The sequence below is a fragment of the Achromobacter sp. FW305-C-28 genome (genome assembly GCF_058783235.1).
Map to the genome: position 1 here is coordinate 13833 of NZ_JBYSYL010000016.1, position 15216 is coordinate 29048.

The 15216-nt window shown below is 65.0% G+C and carries 16 protein-coding genes; 12 read left to right on the top strand and 4 right to left on the bottom strand.

The genetic code is table 11. The features are described 5' to 3' along the window. The first annotated feature begins 37 nt into the window (after positions 1-37). From AC3WMR_RS27890 to rimO, 7 genes are all read left to right on the top strand, one after another. A complete protein-coding gene (locus AC3WMR_RS27890; protein WP_492266114.1) occupies positions 38-1663 on the top strand; it encodes a BCCT family transporter in 1626 nt (541 codons plus the stop codon). A 39-nt stretch (positions 1664-1702) separates the two neighbouring features. Further along, positions 1703-2839, top strand: a complete 1137-nt coding sequence (locus AC3WMR_RS27895) for an aromatic ring-hydroxylating oxygenase subunit alpha (protein WP_492266115.1) — start codon at positions 1703-1705, stop codon at positions 2837-2839. A 65-nt stretch (positions 2840-2904) separates the two neighbouring features. After that, positions 2905-4353 carry an NAD-dependent succinate-semialdehyde dehydrogenase gene (locus AC3WMR_RS27900; RefSeq protein WP_492266116.1) on the top strand — a complete coding sequence of 483 codons (1449 nt, stop codon included), beginning with the start codon at positions 2905-2907 and terminating at the stop codon, positions 4351-4353. Positions 4354-4373: 20 nt separating this feature from the next. Then, positions 4374-5345 (top strand): PDR/VanB family oxidoreductase, encoded by a 972-nt coding sequence (locus AC3WMR_RS27905; protein WP_492266117.1) that lies wholly within the window; start codon positions 4374-4376, stop codon positions 5343-5345. A gap of 100 nt (positions 5346-5445) precedes the next feature. Next, complete coding sequence (locus tag AC3WMR_RS27910) at positions 5446-6768, top strand: OprD family outer membrane porin (RefSeq protein ID WP_492266118.1); 1323 nt, start codon at positions 5446-5448, stop codon at positions 6766-6768. A gap of 148 nt (positions 6769-6916) precedes the next feature. Beyond that, entirely contained in the window at positions 6917-8011 is a 1095-nt protein-coding gene (locus tag AC3WMR_RS27915) for a PAS domain S-box protein (RefSeq protein ID WP_492266119.1), read from the top strand. Positions 8012-8202: 191 nt separating this feature from the next. Further along, positions 8203-9519 (top strand): 30S ribosomal protein S12 methylthiotransferase RimO, encoded by a 1317-nt coding sequence (gene rimO, locus AC3WMR_RS27920; protein WP_492266120.1) that lies wholly within the window; start codon positions 8203-8205, stop codon positions 9517-9519. A 39-nt stretch (positions 9520-9558) separates the two neighbouring features. On the opposite strand, the gene AC3WMR_RS27925 is transcribed toward rimO, so the two are convergent. After that, positions 9559-9876 carry a DMT family transporter gene (locus AC3WMR_RS27925; protein ID WP_492266121.1) on the bottom strand — a complete coding sequence of 106 codons (318 nt, stop codon included), beginning with the start codon at positions 9874-9876 and terminating at the stop codon, positions 9559-9561. A 93-nt stretch (positions 9877-9969) separates the two neighbouring features. Here AC3WMR_RS27925 and AC3WMR_RS27930 point away from each other — a divergent pair, with 93 nt between their 5' ends. Beyond that, on the top strand, positions 9970-10356 hold the full coding sequence (locus AC3WMR_RS27930; RefSeq protein WP_492266122.1) for a winged helix-turn-helix transcriptional regulator: 387 nt from the start codon (positions 9970-9972) through the stop codon (positions 10354-10356). 99 nt (positions 10357-10455) lie between these two features. Here the strand turns inward: AC3WMR_RS27930 and AC3WMR_RS27935 are convergent, their stop codons facing one another. Continuing rightward, the gene (locus tag AC3WMR_RS27935; protein ID WP_492266123.1) at positions 10456-11016 is read right to left on the bottom strand and encodes a ferritin-like domain-containing protein; all 561 of its coding nucleotides are present in this window, start codon (positions 11014-11016) and stop codon (positions 10456-10458) included. 228 nt (positions 11017-11244) lie between these two features. On the opposite strand from AC3WMR_RS27935, the gene AC3WMR_RS27940 reads away from it, so the two are divergent. Genes AC3WMR_RS27940 through AC3WMR_RS27955 form a run of 4 tightly spaced genes read left to right on the top strand, consistent with a single transcriptional unit; the run spans position 11245 to position 13610 of the window. Beyond that, on the top strand, positions 11245-11832 hold the full coding sequence (locus AC3WMR_RS27940; protein WP_025141067.1) for an LOG family protein: 588 nt from the start codon (positions 11245-11247) through the stop codon (positions 11830-11832). A gap of 33 nt (positions 11833-11865) precedes the next feature. Continuing rightward, positions 11866-12426 carry a hypothetical protein gene (locus tag AC3WMR_RS27945; protein ID WP_492266124.1) on the top strand — a complete coding sequence of 187 codons (561 nt, stop codon included), beginning with the start codon at positions 11866-11868 and terminating at the stop codon, positions 12424-12426. 20 nt (positions 12427-12446) lie between these two features. Next, complete coding sequence (locus tag AC3WMR_RS27950) at positions 12447-13073, top strand: HAD-IA family hydrolase (RefSeq protein ID WP_492266125.1); 627 nt, start codon at positions 12447-12449, stop codon at positions 13071-13073. A gap of 21 nt (positions 13074-13094) precedes the next feature. Next, entirely contained in the window at positions 13095-13610 is a 516-nt protein-coding gene (locus AC3WMR_RS27955; protein WP_492266126.1) for a class IV adenylate cyclase, read from the top strand. A 58-nt stretch (positions 13611-13668) separates the two neighbouring features. Here the strand turns inward: AC3WMR_RS27955 and fmt are convergent, their stop codons facing one another. Together fmt and def are read right to left on the bottom strand one after the other, a co-directional pair. Then, a complete protein-coding gene (fmt, locus tag AC3WMR_RS27960; protein ID WP_492266127.1) occupies positions 13669-14610 on the bottom strand; it encodes a methionyl-tRNA formyltransferase in 942 nt (313 codons plus the stop codon). 31 nt (positions 14611-14641) lie between these two features. Next, on the bottom strand, positions 14642-15154 hold the full coding sequence (gene def / locus AC3WMR_RS27965; RefSeq protein ID WP_025141062.1) for a peptide deformylase: 513 nt from the start codon (positions 15152-15154) through the stop codon (positions 14642-14644). Positions 15155-15216: the final 62 nt, after the last annotated feature.

Below are 15216 nucleotides of genomic sequence, written 5' to 3' on the forward strand. Positions count from 1 at the left end.
TCCCCCTTGGACAGCCCCGAGGAGCAGGAGACAACCCATGCACCGCCCCAAGCCAGACCTTTTCCTGATAGTCGCCAGCCTGGTGGCCGTCGCCCTTCCCGTCATCGGCCTGGCGGCCTTTCCCGCCGCCGCCGAGGCGTTCGCCAGCACGCTATTCGAGTTCTCCACCCGCGCCTTCGGCACCCTGGTACTGGTGTTCGTATTCGCGGCCGCGCTGGCCGCCGGGTATCTCGCCTTCAGCAAGTACGGCAACATCCGGCTGGGCAGCGGCAAGCCCGAATACGCCACCGCCACGTGGGTGTTCATGTTCATCTGTGCCGGCATGGGCTCGTCCACCCTCTACTGGGGCGTCATGGAATGGGCCTACTACTACCAGACGCCCGGACTGCACCTGGCGGCCGGTTCGCGCGACGCGCTTGAATACAGCATCAGCTACTCATTCTTTCACTGGGGCATCAGCGCCTGGGCGCTCTACGCCATCGCGTCGCTGGCCCTGGCGTACCACTTCCACGTCCGCAAAAAGAGCGGCCTGGGCATGGCGTCCATCGTCGAAGCCGTCACCGGCCTGCGCGCCAACGGCTGGGTCGGCCGCCTGGTCGACCTGATCTTCGTCTTCACCATGTTCGGCGCCCTGACGGTGTCGCTGGCATTGACCGCCTCGACGCTCACCCGCGGACTGTCCGCGCTGACGGGCATGCCGGACACCTTCACCACCCAGTTCATCGTCATCGCGATCATCTCGGTGGTGTTCTCGCTCAGTTCCTACGTCGGCATCGACGGCGGCATGCAACGCCTGAGCAAGATCGTCTGTATCGGCGCGCTAGCCTATTCCGCCATCGTGCTGGTCGTCGGCCCCACGCAGTTCACCATCAACAACATCACCAACGGCCTGGGCCTGATGATCCAGAACTGGGTGCGCATGAGCCTGTTCACCGATCCGTCGGGCGATGGTGCGTTCACGCGCAGCTGGACGGTGTTCTATTGGCTGTGGTGGATTTCCTACGCGCCGGGCGTCGCCATGTTCGTCACCCGCGTGTCGCGCGGCCGCACGATGAAGGAAGTGATCGCCGCGCTGGTGCTGGGCGGCAGCGCCGGTTGCTGGTTCTTCTTCGGCGCCCTGGAAAGCTTCAGCATGCATCAGTACCTGACCCAGGCGGTCGACGTGCCCCGCCTGCTGGCCGAGCACAGCGGCGAAACCGCGGTGGTCACCCTGCTGACCAGCCTGCCCTGGGGCGGCGTGTTCCTGGCGGCCTTCCTTTTCATCATGGCCGTGTTCTGCGCCTCCCACATGGACGCGGTCGGCTACGCCATTGCCGCCACCAGCACCCGCAACCTGAAAGAAGGGCAGGACCCCAGTCCCACGCTGCGCCTGTTCTGGTGCGTGATGCTGGCGCTGCTGCCGCTGGCGATGCTGTTCGCCCACGTGTCGCTGAACACCATGAAGACCGCCGTGGTGCTCACCACCATCCCGTTCCTGTTGGTGCTGGGAATCATGCTGTTCGGCCTGTTCCGCTGGCTGTCGCAAGACTACGGCGCCCTGTCTGCCCAGCAGATTGAAGAGCAATCTCGCAACCTGGCAGCCACCGACCCCGTCGGCGACCCACCCGCCGAGGCCACGGCCACGCAAGCCGCGCCGGCCGCCATCCCCGTCCCCCGCGCCTGACCCCCGCTTTCCCGTACCCCTGACCTCATGGAGCCCATCATGAATCCCAATACGAACACCATCGAACGCCTGCCCGCCGACTTCTGCACCAATGTCGACGTGGCGCACACCATTCCCGCCAGCTACTACACCAGCGACGCCATCTACGACTACGAGAAGGAAAAGATCTTCGCCAACAGCTGGATCTGCGTGGGCCATCGCAGCGAAGTCGCCGACAACAACGCCTACATCACCCGCGACGTCATTGGCGAAAGCATCATCGTCGTGCGCGGCCGCGACGGCGTGCTGCGCGCCTTCTACAACGTCTGCCCCCATCGCGGCCACCAGTTGCTGCAAGGCGACGGCAAGGCAAAGAACGTCATTACCTGCCCGTACCACGCCTGGACCTTCAAGCTCGATGGCGACCTGGCCCACGCGCGCAACTGCGACAACGTCCTCGATTTCGACAAGGCCAATTCCAGCCTGGTCGGGCTGCGCGTCGAGGAATATGCCGGCTTCATCTTCATCAACATGAACGCCGACGCCGGCTCGGTCGAATCCCAGCTGCCCGGTCTGCAGGCACGCCTGCGCCAGGCCTGCCCGGTCGTCGACGACCTGCATCTGGCCGCGCGCTTCGTCACCGAAACGCCGGCCAACTGGAAGAGCATCGTCGACAACTACATGGAGTGCTACCACTGCGCGCCGGCCCATCCCGGCTTTGCCGATTCCGTCGACGTCGGCCAGTACACGCACACCATGCACGGCAACTGGAGCCTGCAATTCGGCGTCGCCAAGTCGTCCCCCAAGTCGTTCCAGTTCGACGACAGCGTCAAGGACCCGTCATTCGCGGGCTTCTGGGCCTGGCCGTGCACCATGTTCAATGCGCCGCCCGGAGGCAACTTCATGACGGTCATCTATGAATTTCCGTCCAGCGCCGGCGTCACCCTGCAGCACTACGACATCTACTTCCTGAACAAGGAACTGACCGCCGAGCAGAAATCCCTGATCGAGTGGTACCGCGACGTCTTCCGCCCCGAAGACCTGCGTCTGGTGGAAAGCGTGCAAAAGGGACTGAAGTCTCGCGGCTACCGTGGCCGCGGCCGCATCATGGTCGACCGCCAGCGCAGCGGACAAAGCGAACACGGCATTGCGCACTTCCATTATCTGGTGGCCCAAGCGCACCAGGACCGCACCTGACCTGCCCGCGTGCCCGAGGCCTTGCCGCCCGGGCACGCCATTTTTCCATTCCGCCCAGGATTCCCATGCGCACGACCGACTCTTCCCTGTTTCGCCAGCAGGCCTTCATTGCCGGCCACTGGTGCGACGCCGACCACCACGCCACGGTCGCGGTGACCGACCCCGCCACCGGCCAGCCGCTGGGCCAGGTGCCCGACATGGGCGAAGCCGAAACCCGCCGCGCCATCACCGCCGCCCACGGCGCCCTGCCCGCGTGGCGCGCGCGTCCCGCCCAGGAACGCTCGCACATTCTGCGCCGCTGGTTCAACCTGATGATCCAGCACGAGGCCGAACTCGCGCACTTGATGACGCGCGAACAAGGCAAGCCGCTGGCCGAAGCGCTGGGCGAAATCCGCTATGCCGCGTCGTTCCTGGAATGGTTCGCCGAAGAAGGCAAGCGCGTCTACGGAGAATTGATCCCGGCCCCGCGCGCCGACCGCCGCCTGATGGTGCTGCGTCAGGGCATCGGCGTCTGCGCCGCCATCACGCCCTGGAATTTTCCGGCCGCGATGATCACCCGCAAGGTCGCCCCTGCGCTGGCCGCGGGCTGCACCATGGTGCTCAAGCCCGCCAACGAAACGCCCTTTTCCGCACTGGCGCTGGCCGAGCTGGCGGCCCAGGCCGGCGTCCCCGACGGCGTGTTCAACATCGTCACCGGCGACGCGGTCGCCATCGGCGGCGAGCTGACTCGCCACCCCGACGTGCGCAAGCTCAGCTTCACCGGCTCCACCGCCGTCGGCCGGCTATTGATGGCGCAATGCGCGCCCACCATCAAAAAGCTGTCGCTGGAACTGGGCGGCAATGCGCCGTTCATCGTGTTCGACGATGCCGATCTGGACGCAGCCGTGGAAGGCGCCATCGCGGCCAAGTACCGCAATGCGGGCCAGACCTGCGTCTGCGTCAACCGCATCTACGTGCAGGATGCGGTGTACGACGCCTTCGCCCGCCGCTTTGCCGACCAGGCCGCCACGTTGCGCGTGGGCCCCGGCCTGCAGGCCGACAGCCAGATCGGCCCACTGATCACCCCCAAGGCGCTGACCCAGGTGCAGGGGCTGGTCGACGACGCCCGCGCCCAAGGCGCGCGCCTGCTGACCGGCGGCGAAGCGCATGCACTGGGCGGCACCTTCATGGCTCCCACCGTGCTGGCCGACGTGCGGCCGGGCATGCGGGTGCTGCGCGAGGAAATCTTCGGCCCCGTGGCGCCGCTGGTGCGCTTTCGCGACGAGCAGGATGTCATCCGGCAAGCCAACGACACCGAGTTCGGCCTGGCCGCCTACTTCTACACCCGCGACGCCAGCCGCGTATGGCGCGTGGCCGAACAGCTCGAATACGGCATGGTCGGCATCAATACCGGCATGATCTCGAACGAGGTCGCGCCATTTGGCGGCGTCAAGCAATCCGGGCTGGGGCGCGAAGGCTCGCGCCATGGCATCGAAGACTACCTGGAAATGAAATATGTATGCCAGGCCGTCTAAGGCCTGCGTAGAGATGCCCCATGACTAAATCCCACGAAAACATCGACGTGCGCGTCACCGACGTCGAACAGGTCAGCGCACGGGTCAAGCGCTTTACCCTTGAGCGCCTGGACGGCGAACCCTTGCCCCCATTCACGGGCGGCAGCCACGTCATCGTGCAGATGCATGATGCCCAGGGCAAGCGGTTCAGCAACGCCTATTCGCTGATGAGCGACCCGGCCGATACGCGGCAGTACCAGATCGGCGTGCGGCTGGAAGAGCAATCGCGCGGCGGTTCGGCGTTCATGCACGAGCAGGTCAGCACCGGCAGCGAGCTGGTCATTACCGCCCCCAACAACCTGTTCGCGCTGGCCGACAGCCACGGACGCCACGTGATGGTGGCCGGCGGCATCGGCATCACGCCGTTCCTGGCCCAGCTTCCCGAACTGCATCGCCGCGCGGCCAACTACGAACTGCACTACGCCTACCGCGCGCCCGAACACGCCGCGTTTCGCGACGACCTGCTCGGCAGTCCGTATGCGGCCCGCGTGCGCTTTCACGTCGACAGCCAAGGCGAAAAGCTGGATCTGGCCGCCCTGGCGCAAGGCCTGCAAGAACTCGACCACCTGTACGTGTGTGGCCCCCGGCCGCTGATCGATGCGGTCATTGCCGCGGCCACGGCGGCCGGCATCCCGTCTGGCCGTGTGCACTGGGAACAGTTTGCCGCCGCGCCCGCCCCCGGCGGGGCGTTCACGGTCGTGCTGGCCCGCTCCGGCACCGAGCTGCGCGTGGAGGCCGGCTCGAGCATCTTGCAGGCGATCGAGGCATCCAACGCCGCCGACGTCGAATGCCTGTGCCGCGAAGGCGTATGCGGCACCTGCGAAACCCGCATCCTGGAAGGCCAGGCCGAACACTTCGACCAATACCTCAGCGACGAAGAAAAAGCCGCCCAACAGACCATGATGATCTGCGTGTCCCGCGCGCGCGGAGATCGCCTCGTGCTCGATCTATAAGCCTGGCGCCGCCAGGCCCGTTCCCCCGTCAACCCACCCCGTCCGCTTGCCTGCCGGCAAGCGGCGCGGACCCCGTTTTGCCCAGCCCAAGAGAATAACGATGAGAAAGCTGATCTGCAGTTCGTTCGCGGGCGCCGCCGTGCTGACCGCGCCGGCGTATCCACAGACCTCGCCGGCGGAACCCGCCAATGCGCCAGGTTTCGTGCGCGATTCGCACCTGGACCTGCTGCTGCGCAATCTCTACTGGAACCACGACCGCAAACAGGGTCTGCCGGACAACCGCGAGTGGGGGCAGGCACTGCGCCTGGCGTTCCAGTCCGGCTATACGCCCGGCAGGGTGGGGCTGGGGGTGGACCTGAACGCCTACGGCGTCGTGCGCCTGGGTGGCGATAGCCAATATCTTGGGCGGGCGGGAGTGCTGGTGCCGGACGGCAAGGGCGGTGTACACGATGAATCCAGCACAGCCGAAGGGGCGCTCAAGCTGAAGGGCTTTGCCAGCGAACTGCGCTACGGCAACAACCTGCGACCCTACAACCCGGTCTTCGCACCGGCCGACACGCGGCTGTTGCCCTCATCTGCCACCGGGCTGTGGCTGACCAGCCAGCCTCGCCCGGACACCTTCCTGGAAGCAGGTCGCATGACCAAAGCACGCGACTTCAACCAGGTCAGCCACGACGGCCGCTTCTATGCGTCCTACGCCGGCGTGAGTACCGACCAGGTGGTGTTCCTGGGCGGCCGCCACGAGCTGGACCCTGCCACCCGCCTCAGTGCCTATGGCAGCGAATTCCGGGACATCTGGAAGCAGTTCTATCTTTCGGCGGGCCACACCTGGAAGCTGCCCCGCGACAACGCCTTGAACCTGGACCTGTCCGCCTACCACTCCGTCGATGCCGGCGCCAAGCGCGCGGGCGACATCGACGTGACCGCCTGGGGGCTGGCGCTGTCCTATACCGCCGGCGCCCAAACCTTCAAGGTCGCGCGCCAGCAGGTGCATGGCGACCAGCCGCTGGATTACCTGGGCATGGGGCCAGGCACCTATCACGACTCGATATTCCTGCCCAATTCATCGCAGCTCGCCGACTTCAACGGGCCGCACGAGAAATCATGGGGGTTTTTCTACGCGCTGGACCTGGGCAAGCTCGACGCCATGCAAGTGCCCGGCGCCAGCTTGCAGCTACGATACGTGCGCGGCTCGGGCGCCGACGGCAGCCATCTCGACCGCACCAGCCCCTACGCCTACTACGCCAGCGGCGAAAAGCACTGGGAAAGCGACGTGGACCTGCGCTACGTGGTGCAATCGGGCAGCGCACGCAATTTGGCCATACGGCTGCGCTACGCCGTGCATCGCATGACGCAAGGCACATCAGGCGCGTCATCGAATCAATTTCGCCTGATTTTCGAATACCCGCTGCCGATATTCTGAATGTGCGGCATCGCGGCCGATGGCACGCCAAATACCCCGTTTGAAGCGCCTGAAAAGGCGCTACTGCAATGCATTTTCACTGTCAATAGAAGAGGCTGCATTATGGGACGCTCGGCTATACTGACCGCTGGTCGGGGACAGCAGAGTCATGACGGAAAACAGCTTTTCACTACACCTCAAAGAATTACTGGAACACCGCAAACTCTCATTGCAGTCCGTGGCCAACGCTTTGGACGTCTCCCGCACGGCCGTGCATAAATGGACCCGCGGCGGTGAAATCGATTACGGCAACCTGCGCAAGCTGGCGCAACTGCTGGACGTCAACTGGATCTGGCTGCGCTACGGCGAAGACGCGCTGCGCGACGTGCAACAGACCGAAGTCGTCGAACTGCCCATGACAGAAGTGCGCCGTCGCTACACGGCCGAAATCATGGAAAACGAAGCCCGCATGAAACTGGCGCAGGAAAACGCCCGTATCGTCACGTGGGAATGGAATTGGCTGACGGACGCGGTGTCGTATTCCGCGAACGTGAAAGACGTGTACGGCTGGCCGGTGCGCCGCAATGAAGACTTCTGGATCCACGTGGTGCCGGAAGACGTCGAAGCGCTGCAACGCATCTATCGCCAATGCATGGAAGACGGCAGCAGCTACGAATACGATTTCCGGATCATTCAAAGCGATGGCTCGGTGCGCTGGATCACCTCGCGCGGCGCCTCGCTGCGCGACAGTGCCGGCCGGCTGGTCAAGATGATCGGCATCAGCATGGAAAGCACCGACCGCAAGCTGGCGGAAGAAAAACTGCGTCGCAGCGAAGAGCGCTTTCGCGCCTTCTTCGAGCAGGCCGGCGTACCGATGGCCTGGCTGGACCTGGACGGCGGCTGGCGGCGGGTCAACCCGCCCTTGTGCGCCCTGCTGGGCTATGACTCGGCGGAACTCGCCGGGCAGACCTTCCAGGCCCTGACGCACCCCGACGATCTGCCCGCCAACCTGCAGACCCTGTCGCGGCTGCTCCAGGGCGAGATTTCCGAAAGCGTCATGGAAAAGCGGCTGCGCCGCAAGGACGGCAGCTATACCTGGGTGCGCGTGCACGCGGCGCTGCAACGCGACCAGGCCGATGACGCACAAGGACGTATCCTGTGCGTCTACAACGATGTCAGCGACTACCGCCAGCGAGTGGACGCGTTGCAGCAGCGCATCCACGAACTGGAACAGCAGGCCGGCAACGACAGGAAGCGCCGCTGACACTGCGCCAAAGTGCCTTCGGACCGGCGCCCGCGTCGGCCCCAGGGTCATCCCCTCATCATTTATTCAGGGACGCATTAAATCCGGCGTCCCGTCCGACGACCCGCTAAAATAACGGCCCCCCGCCCTGCCGCGCTAAAATTGCGCAGTATTTGATCACTGGCGCCGGCTAGCGCCCACCGAGGTATTCCATGTCTTCCCCCAAAGTCGGCTTTGTCAGCCTGGGCTGTCCCAAAGCCCTGGTCGACTCCGAACGCATCCTGACCCAACTGCGCACCGAAGGGTACGAAGTCACGCCCGAGTACAACGACGCCGACGTCGTCGTGGTCAACACCTGTGGCTTCATCGACAGCGCCAAGGCCGAATCGCTCGAAGCCATTGGCGAAGCGCTGGCCGAGAACGGCAAGGTCATCGTCACCGGCTGCATGGGCGTCGAGGAATCGGTGATCCGCAAGGTGCACCCCAGCGTGCTGTCCGTGACCGGGCCGCAGCAGTACGAAGAAGTGGTGCGGGCCGTGCACGATGCCGCCCCGCCCAAGAAAGACCACAACCCCTACCTCGACCTGGTGCCGCCGCAGGGCGTCAAGCTCACGCCGCGCCATTACGCCTACCTGAAGATCTCCGAAGGCTGCAATCACCGTTGCAGCTTCTGCATCATCCCGTCGATGCGCGGCGACCTGGTCAGCCGGCCCGTGGGCGACGTGCTCAGCGAAGCCGAGCGCCTGGTCAAGGCCGGCGTGAAGGAACTGCTGGTGATCTCGCAGGACACCAGCGCCTACGGCGTGGACGTGAAGTTCCGCAGTGGCTTCTGGAATGGCCGGCCCGTGCGTACCCGCATGACCGAGCTCTGTATGGCCTTGTCCGACATGGGCGTCTGGACACGCTTGCACTACGTGTATCCGTACCCGCACGTGGACGAAGTGATTCCGCTGATGGCCGAGGGCAAGATCCTGCCCTACCTGGACATTCCGTTCCAGCACGCCAGCCCGCGCATCCTGAAAGCCATGAAGCGGCCGGCCTTTGAAGACAAGACGCTTGCCCGCATCAAGAAGTGGCGCGAGATCTGTCCGGACCTGACCATCCGTTCGACCTTCATCGTCGGCTTTCCCGGCGAAACCGAAGAAGACTTCCAATACCTGCTGGACTGGATGCAAGAAGCCCAGCTCGACCGCGTCGGCTGTTTCCAGTATTCGCCGGTGGAAGGCGCGCCCGCGAACCTGCTCGACAACCCGGTGCCCGACGACGTCAAGCAAGACCGCTGGGAACGCTTCATGGAACTGCAGCAGTCCATCTCGACCGCGCGCCTGGCCCGTAAGGTCGGCCGCGAGATCGACGTGCTGATCGACGAAGTGGACGAAGACGGCGCCGTGGGCCGCAGCAGCGCCGACGCGCCGGAAATCGACGGCTGCGTGTACGTCAGCTCGGACCGCGTGCTCAAGCCCGGTGACCTGGTGCGCGCCCGCGTCACCGACTCGGACGAGTACGACCTCTGGGCCGATGCGATCTGACGTGAAGATCCGCCGGCGGCCACGGCCGCCGGCTGCGCCTTACGCTTCCAGCAGCTTCAGGCCCGCCACGCCGCCCACGATCAGCGCAATGCATGCCAGGCGCGCGGCAGACGGCGAATCGCCGAACAACAAGATCCCGAATACCGTGATGCCGACCGAGCCGATGCCGGTCCAGACCGCATAGGCCGTGCCCGCGGGCAGGTGCCGCATCGCCAGCGTCAACAGGAAGATGCTGCCCAGGGCCGCGGCAATGCCGATGGCGCTGGGCCAGAACCGCGTCCACCCGTCCGCATACTTCAACGCCAGCGCCATCACGATTTCCACCGCGCTCGCGGCCAGCAAGATCCACCAGGCCATCGCGGCCTCCCAAGAATCAACCAGCGGCCAGATTAGGACCTATAGTTACCCAGGCACAAGTACGCACCTTTTGGTAACTACAGGAAGGCTTCCATGGCACCCCCCTCGCATCGCCCACCGGCAGACGTCTTTGACGCCGCCTGCCCCTCGCGCCGCGCGCTTGAATTGATCTCGGGAAAGTGGGTGCCGCTGATTCTGCCGGCGCTGGCGCATGGCCCGCTGCGCAATGGCGAACTGCTGCGCAGGCTGGACGGCATTTCGCAGAAGATCATGACGCAGACGCTGCGCGAGCTGGAACGCCACGGGCTGGTGCTGCGCGAAGACCTGCGCACGGTGCCGCCGCACGTGCGCTACCACCTGACGGAACTGGGCCGATCGTTGAACGTGGCGCTGGTGGCGCTGGACCGCTGGGCCGAGCAGCATCATGCGCAGCTGGACGCGGCGGCGCGCCGCCACGATGCGGCATACCCGCCACACTGAAGGGCAGCGACGCCCTGAAACGTCAACGGCGGACAACCCCGTCGGGATGCCCGCCGCGCGAACGCCAGGCGGTACCGCCCGACGCATCCTGCCCCGCGACTAGTGCTTGGCCAGGAAGTCCGACATATCGTCGGCGTGCTCTTCCTCGACCGCCAGGATTTCTTCGAGCAGGCGGCGCGTGGTCGAATCCTGTTCGCCGATGTACTCGATCATCTTGCGATAGCTGTCGATGGCGATGCGCTCGGCGATCAGGTTTTCCTTGATCATCTCTTCGAGCGTCTTGCCTTCGACGTACTCGGAGTGGCTGCGCTCAAGCAGGCCCTTGGGCGACAGATTGGGCTCGCCGCCCAGCTGCACGATGCGTTCGGCCAGCTTGTCGGCGTGGTCTTGTTCCTGGGTGGCGTGTTCGGCGAATTCGGCGGCCACCGGTTCGGCGTTCAGGCCGCGGGCCATGAAGAAGTGGCGCTTGTAGCGCAGCACACAGACGATTTCGGTGGCCAGCGCTTCGTTCAGCAGCTTCAGCACTTGCTCGCGGTCGGCGCGGTAGGTATCGGTGACGGCGCCGGACTCGATGTCCTGGCGCGCCTTGGCGCGGATCGCCTTCACATCCATCTCGAAGGGGCGGTGTGCAGTTTCGCGGTTGCGGGTCGTGTTTTCCATATCGTTAGCTCCTTTTGAGTGGGTCATACGACGCTGGACTTCCAGTCGTTCCGAACGATCCAGTCTACCTACCGCTCGAAAAGATGCTGTGTCCAAACATTGCCCACGACCCCGTTTGCGGGCCTCGCTTCCCCGACAAAAACCGCTGGCGACGCTTCTCGTAAACTATCGGCTTCCCGTAAGACCCGTGACGCAATCTGTAACGGGCTAGGCTATAAATAGCGTCATATGACACTGAAGAACATCTGCGTGTATTGCGGCTCCAACCCCGGCGCCCGCCCCGAATACCTGGAACAGGCCCGCGTGCTGGCCCGCGAACTGGTCAAGCGCGACCTCGGCCTGGTGTACGGCGGTTCGGTGGTCGGCATCATGGGCGTGATTGCCAACGAAGTGCTGGCCGGCGGCGGCCGCGTGATCGGCGTGATCCCCGAATTGCTGCAGAAAAAAGAGCAGGCCCACCGCGGCCTGACCGAACTGCACCTGGTGCAGAACATGCACGAGCGCAAGGCCATGATGATGGACAAGGCCGACGGCTTCATCGCGCTGCCAGGCGGCGCCGGCACGCTGGAAGAATTCTTCGAGGTCTGGACGTGGGCCCAGCTGAACATGCACCAGAAGCCCTGCGGGCTGCTGAACATTGCCGGCTACTACGACGCCCTGATGCAGTTCGTCGACCACGCGGTCGACGAAGCCTTCATGCGCCCCCAGCACCGCGACATGCTGGTGGTCGAAAGCGACCCCGCCACGCTGCTGGACCGCTACGCGATCTACGAACCGCCCAACGTCTCGAAATGGTTCGAGCCGGTGAAGGCCTGACCCATCTCAACCCGTCCCAAGGAAAGCCTCGCAATGTCCACCGGCCCGTTGTCTCCCGCCTGCACCGAGTCTGTATTGCGTGACTACTTCCACGCCAAGGACGAAAACCGCCCGCACTACATGGCGCGCGCCTTCGCCCCGCAGGCGGTGCTGAAGATGGCCCTGCGCACGCAGGCCATCGCCTTTCCCCCTGAATCGCACGGCCTGCCGGCCATCACCGATACGCTGGTGCGCAAGTTCGGCCAGACCTACGACAACGTCTACACCTTCTACCTGGCCCGGCCCGAGGCCGGCGCGTGCCTGCCGGAATACCGTTGCGACTGGATTGTCGGCATGACGGAAAAAGCCACCGGCAATGTGCGCGTGGGCTGTGGCCGGTACGACTGGGGCTTCCAGCCGGACCCTTATCGTGCCAACCGCCTGACCATCACCATCGAGACCATGGTGACGCTGCCGCCCGGCGATGCCGAGGCGGTATTCGGCTGGCTGCTGGCGCTGGAGTATCCCTGGACCAACGCGCAGCGCGTGGTGGCCGGCGCCCCGCCGCTTGAAGACCTGGCCCCCGTGGTGCAGTATCTGCTTCACCCCATGTAGACCGGCAACGGATTGCTTACTTGAAATACGACATCGCAGCTTTTGATTTTGACGGGACCTTGGCAGACACCATGCCCTGGTTCAATTCCATCCTGAACACGGTCGCGGACAAGTACGGCTTTCGCAAGATCGACGCGGCTGAACGCGACCAGCTGCGTCACCGCGAAGCCTCGGAAATCCTGAAGTTCCTGGGCATTCCGCTGTGGAAACTGCCCGCGATCATGGCGCACGTGCGCACGCTGATGCAGGAAATCGACCCCAGTGTCCATCTGTTCGATGGCATTCCCGATGCCTTGGCACGCCTGAAGGCCGGCGGCATGCGGCTGGCGGTGGTCAGCTCGAATTCGCTCGAAAACGTGCAGCGCGTGCTGGGGCCCGATATCGTCGCGCTGTTCGACGACTACGAATGCGGCACGGACCTGTTCGGCAAGCCGGCCAAGATCGACCGGCTGCTCAAACGCCACGACACCGCCCCCGAACGCTTCCTGCTGGTAGGCGACGAAATGCGCGACATCGATGCCGCGCGCAAGGCCGGCGTGCGGGTGGCGTCGGTGGCCTGGGGCTACAACCACGTCGATGCGCTGCGGGAACGCGGCCCCGATGAATTGTTCCTGCGCGTTGCCGACCTGCCCGCCCTGGCGAGCTGACCCGTTCCCGAGGAAAACCGCATGGCACGCAATGTCGAAATCAAGGCCCGCATAGCCAGCGTGGACGCCGTCGAACCGCTGGCGGCCGCCCTGTCCGGCACGACGCCAGTCACCATCGTGCAAGATGACACATTCTTTGCCTGCCCCAACGGCCGACTCAAGCTGCGCGTCTTTGCCGACGGCGCCGGCGAGCTGATCTTCTATCGCCGCGCAGACGCCACCGGGCCGAAAGAAAGCTTCTACGTCATATCGCCGACCTCATCGCCGGACACCCTGCGCGAAACCCTGACGCTGGCCTGTGGCCTCGCGGGCCGCGTGCGCAAGACTCGCCTGCTGCACCTGGCCGGCCGTACCCGCATCCACCTGGATCGGGTCGAAGGGCTGGGGGATTTCCTGGAACTCGAAGTCGTGCTGCGCGACGGCGAAAGCGTCGAAGCCGGCATGGCCGAAGCCCATGAACTGCTGGCCAGCCTGCAGGTCAAGCCCGAACAGTTGCTGTCGGGCGCCTATCTGGATCTCTTGGCCGCGAAGGACTGAAAGCCGGACACATGCTGGGGACCGGCGGCGCGCGGCGCTGCGGGTCCCGCAATCCTGCTCAGGCCGGCTGCCAGCCCCGCACGAACACGTCCACGGGCTGGCGCTTGCCACCCGCCTTCTGCAATTCCAGCAAACGCAGTATGCCGTCGCCGGTCGCGATATCGATACCCTGGGCATCCGCGCTCAGCACGCTGCCAGGCGCGGCCGTAGCAGCCTGGTCCAGCGCCTGGGCGCGCCACACCTTCACCGGGTCGTCCAGGCCGGGCAAGCGGATGCTGGCGCCAGGCACGGGATTGAACGCACGCACGCGACGCGCCAACAAGGCGGCAGGCTGGCTGCAATCGAGTGCCGCCTCGGCCTTGTCCAGCTTGGCGGCGTAAGTCACGCCTTCCTCGGGCTGGCGCACCGGCGTCAGGCCGCCTTGTTCCAGCGCGGCCAGCGTGGCGACGATGGCCTCGCCGCCGGCCACGGCCAACGCATCGTGCAATTGCGCTGCCGTGGTGTCGTCATGAATGGGCACCACGCGTTCCAGCAGCATGTCGCCGGTATCCAGGCCCGCATCCATCTGCATGATGGTGACGCCGGTACGGGCATCGCCTGCCTCGATAGCGCGCTGGATGGGCGCGGCGCCGCGCCAGCGCGGCAACAGGCTGGCGTGGATGTTCAGGCAGCCCAGGCGCGGCAGGTCCAGCACCCATTGCGGCAGGATCAGGCCGTACGCCGCCACCACCATGACGTCAGGCGCCACGCGTTCGAGCAGTTCGCGAGCCTGCGCGGCCTCGTCGGGATAGCGGCCGTCCAGGCGCAAGCTGCGCGGCTGGGCGACTTCAATGCCGGCATCCAGCGCGGCCTGCTTGACCGGGCTGGGCGTGAGCTTGAGCCCCCGCCCCGCGGGACGGTCGGGCTGCGTCATGACCAGGGGAATATCGTGGCCCGCCGCCCGCAAGGCGTCGAAGGCGATACGGGCGAATTCCGGCGTGCCGGCGAAAACTAGGCGCATGAGGGTCGGACCAGAAGAAAGGAAACGGGCATCAGGCGCGCAGCGCTTCGCGCTCGGCCTTTTTCAGCTTGGTCTTGATGCGGTTCTGCTTCAGCGAAGACAGGTACTCGACGAACACCTTGCCTTCGAGGTGATCCAGTTCGTGCTGCACGCACACCGCCAGGAGGCCGTCGGCGTCGAACTCGAACGGCTTGCCGTCGATATCCAGCGCCTTGCAGCGAATGCGCGAGGCGCGCTCGACTTCGTCGTACACGCCGGGCACGGACAGGCAGCCTTCTTCGTAGATCTTGTGGTCGTCGCTGTGCCAGGTGATCTCGGGGTTGATCAGCACCAGCAGCTGATTGCCTTCTTCAGACACGTCGATGACGACCACGCGCTCGTGCACGTCGACCTGGGTTGCGGCCAGGCCCACGCCCGGCGCGTCGTACATGGTGTCGGCCATGTCGCGCACCAGTTGGCGGATGCGGTCATCGACCTCGGCGACCGGCTTGGCCACTTTGTGCAAGCGCGGATCCGGGTAGCGAAGAATAGGGAGTAAAGCCATTGAAAGGGGTCGTCAGTAATAAGTGCCTGGATAAGAGTTTAATTCATTAGAGTCTTGATTTC